Source organism: Brevibacterium sp. ZH18 (assembly GCF_022748595.1).
Lineage (GTDB): Bacteria > Actinomycetota > Actinomycetes > Actinomycetales > Brevibacteriaceae > Brevibacterium.
Map to the genome: position 1 here is coordinate 17,811 of NZ_JALDSX010000048.1, position 12,387 is coordinate 30,197.

Below are 12,387 nucleotides of genomic sequence, written 5' to 3' on the forward strand. Positions count from 1 at the left end.
CGGAGACGGGGTCTTTGCTGATCGGGTGGCTGAACTTGCTGCGGTTGAGCTACCTACCCATGTGTTCGCCCACCCGACAGGTCTGGCGGCGCGATTGCGTCTAGCTGCAACCTCAGTCTCACCAATTATCACGAATAGGACACCAATGTCCTCGTGGAAGCAGGGAGCTTGACCATGAACGAGACAATCACAATCAAAAGCATTATTGATATTACCGGAGTGAAGAAGTCGACGGTGTCGTCGTGGCGTTCTCGTTATTCGGACTTTCCAGATCCGATTCCTGGAAGGCTCAAACGCCCTGAACTCTTCGATAAAGATGCTGTTCTTGCTTGGCTTGAAACCCACAGGCCCGACGCAATACGAGAAGAACGTTACAAGACGATCAAGTTCGCCATCAGAATCATGCTCGAAAATCTCAGGACCGAATCAGAGGACAGCTATGAGGCTGCACTGACTGCTTTGCGACTTCTCTACTTTCACCAGAATGGCATCACCACCGAAAACGCGAGTACTTGGGAAGAGATCCGAGCTGAGATTGGCTCTGAGCCGGGGGCCAAAGAAGAGATAAGTATTCGCTATGGTGGTCTCACTGCACATGAGTTGGCTCTGTTGGGCGTGTATGCCAGCATCCCGACCGATCACTGGCGAGAAACTTGTGAAAGTGTGCTTCACATTCTCCTCAGTGGGCTACCGGCGAGTGTATCGACATCGCGGGGAACCCCGGAGTCGGCATCTTCGCGGATACTCGCTGTTGCCGCTTCGACCTCGGCGCACCGCAACGGGTGGGTGTATGACTCGGTATGCGGGATCGGAAGTGCTCTCATCGGTTTAGATGCAGGCAACCTGGTGAGCATCAATGATATTGATGCTACTTCTGTCGGGATCACAGCATTGCGGCTCCACTTCCACGGTTTTATGGAAACTGAAGTGTCAGCAGAAGATGTGCTCGTTAATGACGTTGCTGAGTTAAACACGTTCGATCTCGTTATTGCCGAAGCTCCACATCACACGCAGTCTTCGGCAACGGGCTTCGATCGCGACGCCGGCCGGTGGCAGGAGTACAAGAACGCCAAGGGCGCGCATTCTGCCGATGCAGCATTCATTCTCGATGCCCTTAACCACTTGCACGATGACGGATACGCTTATGTTCTCACCGGAGGGAACCTTTTGAGCGCCCGTGACCTCGAAGCGTTGAGGATCGATTTGGTTGCTAAAGGCAGAGTTGAAGCAGTCATTGAGATTCCATCGCTGCGGTCGAATTCCAGCCAGGCACTTTGGGTGTTGCGAAAGAGTGGGCACGATCGGGTTGTAATCATCGATGCCATGTCTGCCGCGGAGGTAACCGATCATCTCCCATCGTGGCTCCAGGCGATTCGTGAAGGTGGGGCACCGTCAGCCAATCATGCAGTCGTGACTCCGGCGAGCATGAGTGACCGTGCAGGACAGCTGCGAGTGGTTGCATACCAAGGGGGGCACATGAACGCCGCGGATGCAGAGCGTTCCTGGGAATCTGCGGCATATGATGTGGAAGAAATGCTGCCGATACTTGCTGCTTACGCGGGCAACAATGGTAAACAGTTCATTGACGCAGGGACTGGCCTCATAGTGGAGCCGATTGCTGTGGATGCTTGCCCAGACTTCTCAAAAGCTGCACTTGTGTCGATCGCGCAGCTTATTCGAAGAGGAGCTGTCGAGCTCATCGAATGCCACATCAGACCCCGACCAAATCCGCAGGCCGATTGGCACCGAGAGGTACTTGTTCTTCCGGTCGGTTACGACGACAAGAGCACTCGTGTAACAGCGGTACGAGTCCCAGACAACTACTCAGCAGGTCAAAGTGGCGATGTGATCGTTCCGATAGTGGGCGTCCACGATGCTGTTAAGAGTCCTATGGATGAGTTCGCAGTTACCTCATCGGCGCGAGTTCTACGGATAATCGATAGGAGCGTCGTAAGCGCTGAGTTCCTGACGCGGTGTGTCAATGCAGAATGGAATGCGTCGAATGTAACGAGTGCAGGAGTGCCAAGAAGAGCATTGAGGGACTTGATGATTCCCCTCATTTCTGTGCAGGATCAAGAGAATTTTTGCGGCTATTTGGGACGGCTAGATGAGTTCCAAAACGTGCTCAAGCGTGCGAATGAGGTTAGTGCGAAGCTGCAAACGATGACGATGAATGCGATCGACTCAAGTGCACGGGCCTGAAACGGTTCACTTGCCTGGGAACGTCGGATTTGGTTGTCGAACATTCAGCTCTCCATATATGTTCTCCAGTTCGAGGTCCTAACTATTCTGCGGTTAGAGGAGACCGAGACGGGCACTTGGGAACTATCGATCGAAGCCATCCACGGACCAGCCCCTCACTCCCGCCCGGAGCTGATCCAATCCGGATTGTCCACGATATTGCGGGTGCCTTCGACAAGGGTGCGGATGGAGTCGAGCTTCGCCATGTCATCGGCATCGAGAGTCAGCTCCACGGCCCCGAGGTTCTCAAGCGCACGTTCGGGCTTGCGTGAACCGGGGATCGGAACGGCGTTCACACCCATCTCGGCGGCGCGGTGGAAGAGCCAAGCCAGCGCCACCTGAGCGTTGGTGGCATCGTGACGCTGAGCCACCTCGGCGGCGATCTGGAGAACCTTCTGGTTGGCATCCCATGCTTCACCCATGCGCGTGGTGCCGCCGCGGAAGTCATCTGCGACCTGCTCCTTGGTCAGGGTGCCGGTGAGGAAGCCGCGGCCCAGGGGGCTGTAGGGCACGAACCCCACCCCGAGCTCGGCGCAGGCGGGCACAACGTAGTCCTCGACATCGCGTGACCATAGGCTCCATTCCGACTGGAGCGCGGCGATCGGATGGGTAGCGTGGGCTCGCCGCAGCTCTTCGGACGTGACCTCGGAGAGGCCGATGTGGCGGATCTTGCCTGCCTCGATCAGCTCGGCCATGGCGCCGACGGTTTCCTCGATCGGCACATCGGGATCAGGGCGGTGATGGTAGTAGAGATCGATCGTCTCCACGCCGAGGCGACTCAACGAGGCATCGCAGGCTGAGCGAGCATACTCCGGGCGTCCATCGGTGCGTTTGGCCGAATCGTTGGCTCCGGTCCGCACGGCGGTGATGCCGAACTTCGTGGCCAACTGAACCTCGTCGCGGCGTTTGCTTAGGAAAGGAGCGAGCATCTCCTCGTTCGTTCCGGCCGGACCTGTGGCGCCCTCGCGAGGTTTGCCGTAGACGTCGGAGGTGTCGAGGAAGGTGATGCCGGCGTCGACGGCTGCACCTAAAGTCGCGCGGGCGGCGTCATCGGTGGTGCCGCCGTAGACGTGGGACAGGGCCATGCAGCCGAAGCCGATGGGGGAGACGGCGAGGTCGCCGAGGTTGGTGGTCGTTGTCATGATGGATCTCCTTCAGTGTGGTGGGAGTTCGGTGAAGCGTTTGCCGGCGTGCGGTTGTCATTGGGAGTCCCGCCGTATTTGGCGACTTTGTAGTCGGTGGTGACGAGGGCCAGTTCCAGTTCGTGAAGCTGGGAGACGATGCGCTCACGTTGGTCGAGCATGATCTGCAGTCGTTGCGCGGTGGTCGCTTCACCAGCGTGGACAAGGTCGACATAGCGACGGAGTTCGCTGATGCCCATGCCGGATGTGCGCATGCGAACAAGGAAGTCGAGGCGTTCGACGGTCGCCTGATCATAGGTTCTGTGGCCCGACCGGCTTCGTGGCACCTCGATGAGTCCGGCGCGTTCGTAGTAGCGGGCGGTGTGTGCGGTGATGCCGAGGAGTTCGCATACTTCAGAGATGGACAGTTCGCTGCCGAACTCGGTCGACAATGCCCTGCGGATTCTCGGGTCTCTGATTGGTTGAGGTGGGGTAGCGCTCGGGGCTGTCGCCGCTGTGCTGGCTGTTTGCTGTGCCATGAACTCAACCTACGACTTTGAGTGCACTCGAAGTCAAGGGTTCGTCCCAAGAACTTTCCCCGTGAATGCGGCAGTGCCCACCATCATGTTGATGGTGGGCACGGCAGGAGACTCGAACCTCCTGTCCCGCCTACGACCCCACAAACGCCGTCGCGAAGAACGGCACGAAGGTCACCAGCGCCAGAGCAGTCAGCAGCACCAGCGCACTCGGAATCGCGGCCTTCGCGACCTTCATTACGCTCATACCCGACATGCCGGAGGCGACGAATAGGTTGAGTCCCAGCGGCGGGGTGATCATGCCGATCTCCAGGTTCATCACGACGATGATGCCGAAGTGGATCGGGTCGATGCCCAACTCCATGGCGATCGGCAGCAGGATCGGTGCCAGGATGAGGATCGCCGAGGACGTCTCCATCACACAGCCCACGAACAGCAGCAGGATGTTGACGAGAATGAGGAACTGCCACGGCTGCAGGTCCCAGGCTGTGATCGTCTCCGAGATCGATCCCGGGATCCGCTCACTGGCGAGGACGAAGGTGAAGAGGATGCCGTTGGCGATGATGAACATGACCATCGCCGAGGTTTTCACCGATGACAGCGTGACTTCCCACAGCTGCGAGATCTTGATCTCGCGGTAGATGACCAGGGACACCACCAATGAGTAGGCGACAGCGACGGCCGCCGCCTCGGTGGGGGTGAACCAGCCTGAGTAGATTCCACCCAGGACCAGGAACGGCAGGGCCAAGGCGAGGATCGCGTCGCGGAATGCCTTGAGCTTGTCCACATTGGACATCCGGAACCCTTCCCCGGCGTTGCCGTAACCGTTCTTCCATGCCACGAACACGGCCATGCCCAGCAGCATGACTCCGGCGAGAATGCCCGGCAGGATTCCGGCGAGGAACAGGTCACCGATGTTCTGCTCGGTGGCGATGCCGAAGACGATGAGCGGAATCGACGGCGGGATCAGGATGCCCAAGGACCCCGAGGTGGCCACGAGTCCCGTGGAGAACTCCTTCGGGTAACCGTTCTTGATCATGGCCGGGATCATCAGCGCACCGACGGCCACGACCGTGGCAGGTGATGAACCGGAGACCGCTGCGAAGAACATGCACGCAAGCACCGTGGTGATCGCCATGCCCCCGCGCAGATGCCCGACCATTGCCGCACCGAAGTCGGTCAGTCGCCGCGAGATTCCACCGCGGGACATGATGTTGGCCGCGAGGATGAAGAACGGAATCGCCATCAGCGGGAACGAGTTCAGAGCGTTGAAGAGCCGTTCCGAGACCTGGGTCATCGGGATGAGCGTGAAGTAGTAGAAGTAGACGAGGCTGGTCAGACCCAAGGCCACCGCAATGGGCGCCGAGGTGACGAGCAGCAGAATGAGGACTGCAATGAGAACGAATGTTGCTTCGAGCATCAGCGATCCCCTTCCTTCGTATCGTCGTCATCGATGGCGATGTCGTTCACGTCGATGCCGACTGCCGCGGCTTCCTCAGCGAACACGTCCTTGTCGAGCTCTTCGGCCGGGGCCTTGATCGCTCGGATGAGCATTTCGGCGGCGCGGATGAAGAACAGCGTCATGCCCACGGCCAGTGAGAGTTCAACAACCCACAGAGGCAGCTTGAGCGCCGGGGTGATGGTCGTTCGCGAGAAGGGTTCGCTGATCAGGGCCCAGGACAGGTAGGCGATGAAGCCTGCGTAGATGAGGGTCATCAGCCCGCCGAGGACGACGAAGAACTTCTTCTTCTTGCCCTTGAGCAGCGTCGGCATGATGTCCACGGCCACGTGCTCGTTGTGGCGCAGGGTCACGACCGCACCGAAGAAGGTCGAGCAGATGATGAGGTAGATGATGGCCTCTTCGGACCAGAAGAGCACGTCTCCTGTGATGTTGCGCAGGAGCACGGCGAAGACCGCGAGTGCTGTGGCGCCGATGAGACTGGCGCCGGCCAGGAAGTTCTCGACCCGGCTCAAATACTTGTCGAAGGTCTTCATCGTCACTCACGTTCCTTGTCACGCTGCAGGAGCTCGTCGACGACCTCTGGTCCGATGACATCGCTGTACTTCTCGTACTCGGAAGGCACGACCATGTCTTTGAATGACTGGCGCTCCTCCTTCGTGGGCACCACGATCTTCGTGCCCCCGGACTCCTCGATGAGCCGCTTGGATTCCGCGTTGACCTTCTGTGCTTCCTTGCGGTTGAACTCGGAGGCTTCATCGGCAGATTCGTCGACGACGGCCTGCAGGTCATCGGGCAGTTCGTCATACCAACGCTTGTTCACAGTGAGGATGTAGCCGATGTAACCGTGATTGAGTTCGGTGACGTACTTCTGGACGGTGTGCATCTTCTGCGACTCGATGTTCGAGTACGTGTTCTCACCACCGTCGATGAGTCCCTGCTGAAGACCGTTGTAGACCTCGGCGAATGCCAGGGGAGACGGAATTCCGCCCCAGGTCTCGAACTGGGTGCGCAGCACGTCCGAAGGCTGGATGCGGTACTTCTTGCCCTTCATATCGTCAGGGCTCAGCGTCGCGTTGTTCGAATGGATCTGCTTCATGCCCGAATCCCACAGGCCCAGGACCTTCAGCCCATTGGCCTCGAGGTCGGGGTTGGCGTAGATGGCCTTGCCGATCTCAGTGTCGGGGCTGACGATCTCCGGGATCTCATCCGGGTGATCGAAGATGAACGGCAGGTCCAGGACCTGCAGGCTCGGCGCGATCGTCGTGAACTTCGCGCTCGCCGGGGCGAGCATCTGCACAGCGTTGGACTGCAGCGCCTGCATCTCGTCCTTGTCGCCGTAGAGCTCCGAGTTCGGGAACACCTCGACCTGGATGCGGCCATCGGACTTCTCTTCGATCTGCTTTGCGAAGAAGTCGGCGGCGAGTCCCTTGGGAGTGCTCGTCGAAGTCACATGGGCGAAGCGCAGTTCGAACTTCTCCTGCTTGCCGCTGCGCGCGGGATTGCATCCGCTCAGTGCCAGCAGGCAGATCGACAGGCAGGCAACCAGCGGTTTCCACCTGGGTCGTCGTATCGACGTCATCGTCAGCTCCAGTTATCGAGACCAATGTCATGTCAGTCTCCGAGGTGACGAGCGCAGACATTGCAGTCTGCTGCACTATGCACGGCAACGTGCTTTGGAGGTGCGATGGGTCACCTTCGGAGCCAAACCATTTGAGCTTAGACGAGAATCCGAGAGTTTCCAATATTATCTGTCAAAGAATGCATTATTTCTTAGGATGTGGGAATCCCGTGGTCGATGGATGCAGAGAATGGGGGAGTGGGGCCGCTCAGTCCGCGTCGAAGTCGAACGGGTCAGAGATCGGCTCACCGGCCGTGGACTCGGCCAGGCGCAGGAACCCGTTGGTGATGTGATCGCCGAGGTGCTTCGCCGCAGCGTCCGGATCGATGCGTTTCACGGCGTCGACGATGGCCTGGTGTTCGCTGTGGACCTCGTTGAGTCGGTCCGAACTGTCGAGGGTGAGATCCCAGGGGAAGGCACGCCACCGGGTGGCGATGTCATCGCGCAGGGCCGGGAGTCCGCACCGATCGTAGAAGAAGAAGTGGAACTCCTCGTTGCGGGTGTTGCGGCCCATGGCATCGCCTTCTTCGCTGGCGGAGTCGAGTGCCTCGAGGAGCTTCTCTGCTTGGCGCAGTTCGTGGCGGGAGATCCGTGTCGTGGCACGGGCGATGGCGAAGGTCTCGGTCAGTTTGCGGGTGACGAAGAGGGACTTGAGGCGGTCGACGTCGACGCCGGCCACGCGCACGCCGCGATGGGCCTCGGAGGAGACGAGACCTTCGGATTCGAGGATGCGCAGGGCTTCGCGGACAGGAGTGATCGAAGCCTTGAACCATTCGGCGACCTCGTCCTGACGCAGGCGTTCACCGCGTTCGAGCTCGCGGCCGAGGATCTTCCGGCGCAGGCCCAGGACGATCTTGTCCCGCTTCGTCGATGCTGATTCCTGATCCACTCCACAGCCTTCCGTTGTCGCTCGTCGTGCCTCGTCAATTGCCTTCGCTTCGTGAAGTGTATCCCGCTGCAAGGTTTCCGCGTGAATAATGCATGATCCAGACAATGATGTATTCTGTCGGGGAAAGCTTATGAAATCTCGTTGTGGAGGCCCCTTGCACGCCGAACTTCCGTTGTCCGGTATCACCGTCATCAGCTGCGAGCAGGCCGTGGCGGCGCCGTTTGCTTCCCGGCAGCTCGCCGATCTGGGTGCGCGCGTGATCAAGATCGAACGCCCCGGAACTGGGGACTTCGCCCGCGGCTACGACACCACGGTCAACGGAATGGCGAGTCACTTCGTGTGGCTCAATCGCAACAAGGAGAGCCTGAGCCTCGACCTCAAACACCCGCAGGGCAAGGCGATCCTCAAGGACCTCGTCGCCGAGGCCGACGTCTTCATCCAGAATTTCGCCCCCGGAGCCGCCGAACGCTTGGGCTTCGGCGCCGATGAGCTGCGTGGACTGAACGAGCGCCTCATCTACGCCTCGATCTCCGGATACGGACCAGACGGGCCCTACAAGGACGCCAAGGCATACGATGCTCTTGTGCAGGCCGAAGCTGGTTTGGTTTCCGTGACAGGGACCGAGGACCATCCCGCGAAGACGGGAATCTCAACGGCGGACATTTCCGCCGGAATGTACACCTACTCCGGGATTCTCACCGCCCTGTACGCCAGAGAGCGCACCGGTCGGGGCACGACTCTGCAGATCAGTCTCTTCGACTCCCTCGTCGAATGGATGGGCTACCCCCTCTACTTCACACACGGCAGCGGCACCCGCCCCACTCGCGCCGGAACCTCGCACGCTGCCATCGCCCCCTATGGCGCCTTCACCTGCGGCGACGGCACCCAGATCATGCTCGCCATCCAGAACGAACGCGAATGGAAGAGCTTCGCCACCCACGTCCTGGGCCGAGAGGACATGGTCACCGACGAACGCTTCGACCGGGCCGCCCACCGCTACGCCCACCGCGATGAGCTGCAGACCATCATCGAAGCAGTCTTCGTCGACTTCACCGGCGCACACTGCGACGAGCTTCTCGACACGGCCAAGGTCGCTCACTCGAGACAGCGGGACATGACCGAGATCGCCGACCATCCCCAGCTGGTCGAACGTGATCGCTGGCAGGAGGTCGATTCCCCGGTCGGGCCGATTCCGATGCTCGTGCCCCCGGTCGAGATGTCCGGGGTGACACCTCGGATGGACCCGATTCCCGGGGTCGGTGACCATACAGAGACCATCCTCGGCGATCTGGGAATCAGCCCCGAGAAGGTCGCCGAACTCCACCGGGAAGGAGCAATCTGATGACCAAGGCCGATCGATCCGACGCCGACGCTCAGGAGACGGGCGCAGCACCTGCGGCACCCACTGCCGCCTCACCCGCCTTCGCCTATACGCCGCTGCTGCCCACTGACGGCGCGGGGCCGGCCATGCGCCGCCTCGACATCGACGGCGTCAACGAAGTGCGCACGCAGATCAACGGCGAAGAGACGTCATTCCTGCAGGTGGCGCCGTCGACGCTGACCGACCTCGCCGAGGTTGCCTTCAAGGAAGTCTCTCACTACCTGCGCACCGATCACCTGGCGAGCCTGCGAGCCATCATCGACGACCCGGAGGCCAGCGACAACGACGTCTTCGTCGCCCTCGATCTGCTCAAGAACGCCTCGGTCTCGGCCGGAGAGATCCTGCCGATGTGCCAGGACACCGGCACCGCGATCGTCTCCGCCAAACGCGGACCCAATGTGCTCACCGACGGCGACGACGCGAAGCACTTCTCGGCCGGCATCCACCGGGCCTACGAGGAACTCAACCTCCGCTACTCCCAGCTGGCCCCGCTCAGCCTGTTTGAGGAGAAGAACACCGGAACGAACCTGCCCGCCCAGATCGAGGTGGGCTTGAGCCCCCAAGACGACTACGAGCTGCTGTTCATGGCCAAGGGCGGGGGGAGTGCGAACAAGTCCTTCCTCTACCAGGAGACGAAGGCCGTGCTCAACGAGTCCTCGATGCTCGACTTCCTCGCGGAGAAGATCTCCACGCTGGGCACCGCCGCCTGCCCGCCCTACCACCTGGCTGTGGTCATCGGCGGACCCTCGGCGGAGTTCACGCTGAAGACCGCGAAGCTCGCCAGCGCCCACTACCTCGATGACCTGCCCACCTCGGGTAACGCCAGCGGTCACGGTTTCCGTGACGTGGACTTCGAAGACACCGTGTTCCAGCTGACCCAGAAGCTCGGTTTCGGCGCCCAGTTCGGCGGGAAGTACTTCTGCCACGATGTGCGCGTGGTCCGACTGCCTCGCCACAACGGCTCCCTGCCGATCGCGATCGCCGTCAGCTGTTCGGCGGATCGGCAGATTGTCGCCCGGATCAACGCCGACGGGGTCTTCATCGAAGAGCTCGAACACGATCCGGCCCGGTTCCTGCCCGCGATGGGCCGGGTCGAGGAGATCGAATCCGGCAATGTCACCGAGGTGGACCTTGATCGTCCGATGCCCGAACTCCAGTCCCAGCTGTCCGGGCTCGCGGTCGGCGACCGACTCTCACTGTCGGGCACGATGATCGTCGCCCGCGACATCGTTCACGCCAACCTGCGCGAGCGCCTCAACAACGGCGGGCAGCTGCCCGACTACTTCAAGGACCACCCGATCTATTACGCGGGACCGGCCAAGACCCCGGAAGGAATGCCCTCGGGATCTTTCGGACCGACCACCGCCTCACGGATGGACACCTACGTGCGTGAGTTCCAGGAAGCCGGCGGGTCGATGATCATGTTGGCCAAGGGCAACCGCTCGGCCCAGGTCAAGGAATCGTGCGCCGAATTCGGCGGGTTCTACCTGGGCTCGATCGGTGGCCCCGCTGCCCGTCTGGCTCAGGACTGCATCACCGACGTCGAGGTCCTCGACATGGAAGACCTCGGCATGGAAGCGGTCTGGCGGATCAGAGTTGAGGACTTCCCGGCCTTCATCATCACCGATGACAAAGGCCACGATTTCTTCGACTCCACCGGACCGGAGACGACGATCGGCCTGGGACGGACGCGGACCACGCAGGACGGCGCCCGCCTGGACTGAGACGACCAGGCTGAACCAACCAGGCCCCACAATTTTCAGATCACCAGAGGATAAGGAATTCGACATGGCAGTCAGCAGCGAAGAGCAGATGATGATCGATACGGTCGCCGAGTTCGTCGACCACGACGTCAAACCCCACGTCAACCGGGTCGAGCATGCCGACGAATACCCGGAGAAGTGGATCCAGACCATGAAGGACATGGGCATCTACGGTCTCGCGATCGACGAGCCCTGGGGGATGGGCAAGGTCTCGACCGAGGCCTATGCGCTCATCACCCAGGAACTGGCCCGCGGGTGGATGTCCCTGGCCGGCGCCATGGGCGGGCACACCGTCGTCGCCAAGCTCATCGCCGAATACGGCACTCCCGAGCAGAAGGATAAGTACCTGCCGCGCATGGCCACCGGTGAGCTGCGCGCGACCATGGCCCTGACCGAACCCGGCGGCGGTTCCGACCTGCAGGCTCTGCGCACGACCGCGGCCAAGGACGGCGACGACTACGTCATCAACGGGTCGAAGACCTGGATCACCAACGCCCGCAAATCCGACCTCATCGCACTGCTGGTCAAGACCGATCCGTCCGCCGAGCCCCGCCACAAGGGCATCTCGATTCTCCTCGTCGAGAAGGGCGAGGGCTTCACCGTGTCGAAGAACCTCTCCAAGCTCGGCTACAAGGGTGTCGAAACCTGTGAACTCGTGTTCGAGAATCTGCGGCAGTCGCAGTCGCAGCTGCTCGGTGAAAAGGAGGGTGTGGGCTTTAAGCAGATGATGAAGGGCCTGGAGATCGGCCGCATCCAGGTTGCCTCCCGCTCACTTGGCGTCGCGCAGGCAGCGCTCAATGACGCAGTGAAGTACTCCCAGGAACGCGAGTCCATGGGCAAGCCAATTTGGCGTCACCAGTCCGTGGGCAATCACCTGGCGATAATGGCCACGAAGCTCGAGGCCGCCAGGCAGCTCGTTCTCCACGCCGCGCGCACCTACGATTCCGGTGAGCGGGTGGATATGGAGGCCGGAATGGCCAAGTACTACGCATCGGAAATGGCCGCCGAGGTGGCCCTTGACGCCATCCGTGTCCATGGCGGTTACGGATACTCCACCGAGTACGACGTCGAACGCTACTACCGTGACGCCCCGCTGATGATCGTCGGCGAGGGCACCAACGAAATCCAGCTCAATGTCATCGCCAAGCAGCTCATCGGCCGTAACAAGGCCTGAGGAGGAGACTGACCATGACGCATAAGCCCAGGCCACGCCCGGATACCCCGCACTTCATGACCGAGGAAAGGCAGGAGATCCAAGCACTGGCGCGCGAGTTCGCCCGTGATGTTGTCTTGCCGATCGCCAATGAACTCGACCCCGTTGAGGGACAGTTCCCCGACTCGATGATCAAGCAGATGGCCGATATGGGATTCTTCGG

At 60.7% G+C, this 12,387-nt stretch carries 11 protein-coding genes; 5 read left to right on the forward strand and 6 right to left on the reverse strand.

Features of this window, described 5'->3' with window-relative positions; all coding sequences use genetic code 11:
• Positions 1–174 precede the first annotated feature (174 nt).
• Complete coding sequence (locus tag MPN20_RS14335) at positions 175–2,202, forward strand: N-6 DNA methylase (RefSeq protein WP_242783221.1); 2,028 nt, start codon at positions 175–177, stop codon at positions 2,200–2,202.
• 155 nt (positions 2,203–2,357) lie between these two features.
• On the opposite strand, the gene MPN20_RS14340 is transcribed toward MPN20_RS14335, so the two are convergent.
• The 6 genes from MPN20_RS14340 to MPN20_RS14365 form a co-directional block, all read right to left on the reverse strand.
• Complete coding sequence (locus MPN20_RS14340; RefSeq protein ID WP_242783223.1) at positions 2,358–3,383, reverse strand: aldo/keto reductase; 1,026 nt, start codon at positions 3,381–3,383, stop codon at positions 2,358–2,360.
• On the reverse strand, positions 3,380–3,814 hold the full coding sequence (locus tag MPN20_RS14345; RefSeq protein ID WP_205676966.1) for a MerR family transcriptional regulator: 435 nt from the start codon (positions 3,812–3,814) through the stop codon (positions 3,380–3,382). The genes MPN20_RS14340 and MPN20_RS14345 overlap by 4 nt, the downstream gene beginning before the upstream one ends.
• A 217-nt stretch (positions 3,815–4,031) precedes the next feature.
• Complete coding sequence (locus MPN20_RS14350) at positions 4,032–5,318, reverse strand: TRAP transporter large permease (protein WP_242783225.1); 1,287 nt, start codon at positions 5,316–5,318, stop codon at positions 4,032–4,034.
• Positions 5,318–5,893: a TRAP transporter small permease gene (locus tag MPN20_RS14355; RefSeq protein ID WP_242783233.1), complete on the reverse strand. Its 576-nt coding sequence runs from the start codon at positions 5,891–5,893 to the stop codon at positions 5,318–5,320. The genes MPN20_RS14350 and MPN20_RS14355 overlap by 1 nt, the downstream gene beginning before the upstream one ends.
• A 2-nt stretch (positions 5,894–5,895) precedes the next feature.
• Positions 5,896–6,939 carry a DctP family TRAP transporter solute-binding subunit gene (locus tag MPN20_RS14360; protein WP_096160024.1) on the reverse strand — a complete coding sequence of 348 codons (1,044 nt, stop codon included), beginning with the start codon at positions 6,937–6,939 and terminating at the stop codon, positions 5,896–5,898.
• Between the two features lie 247 nt (positions 6,940–7,186).
• Positions 7,187–7,867, reverse strand: coding sequence for a GntR family transcriptional regulator (locus MPN20_RS14365; protein ID WP_242783227.1), 681 nt, complete (start codon positions 7,865–7,867; stop codon positions 7,187–7,189).
• A gap of 154 nt (positions 7,868–8,021) precedes the next feature.
• Between MPN20_RS14365 and MPN20_RS14370 the strand changes: the two genes are divergently transcribed.
• The 4 genes from MPN20_RS14370 to MPN20_RS14385 all read left to right on the forward strand — a co-directional run.
• Entirely contained in the window at positions 8,022–9,209 is a 1,188-nt protein-coding gene (locus MPN20_RS14370; RefSeq protein ID WP_242783229.1) for a CaiB/BaiF CoA-transferase family protein, read from the forward strand.
• A 125-nt stretch (positions 9,210–9,334) separates the two neighbouring features.
• Positions 9,335–10,972: a FumA C-terminus/TtdB family hydratase beta subunit gene (locus tag MPN20_RS14375; protein WP_242783234.1), complete on the forward strand. Its 1,638-nt coding sequence runs from the start codon at positions 9,335–9,337 to the stop codon at positions 10,970–10,972.
• A 64-nt stretch (positions 10,973–11,036) separates the two neighbouring features.
• On the forward strand, positions 11,037–12,185 hold the full coding sequence (locus tag MPN20_RS14380) for an acyl-CoA dehydrogenase family protein (protein ID WP_242783231.1): 1,149 nt from the start codon (positions 11,037–11,039) through the stop codon (positions 12,183–12,185).
• Between the two features lie 14 nt (positions 12,186–12,199).
• The coding region (locus MPN20_RS14385) for an acyl-CoA dehydrogenase family protein (protein WP_242783232.1) at positions 12,200–12,387 on the forward strand (188 nt) is incomplete at its 3' end.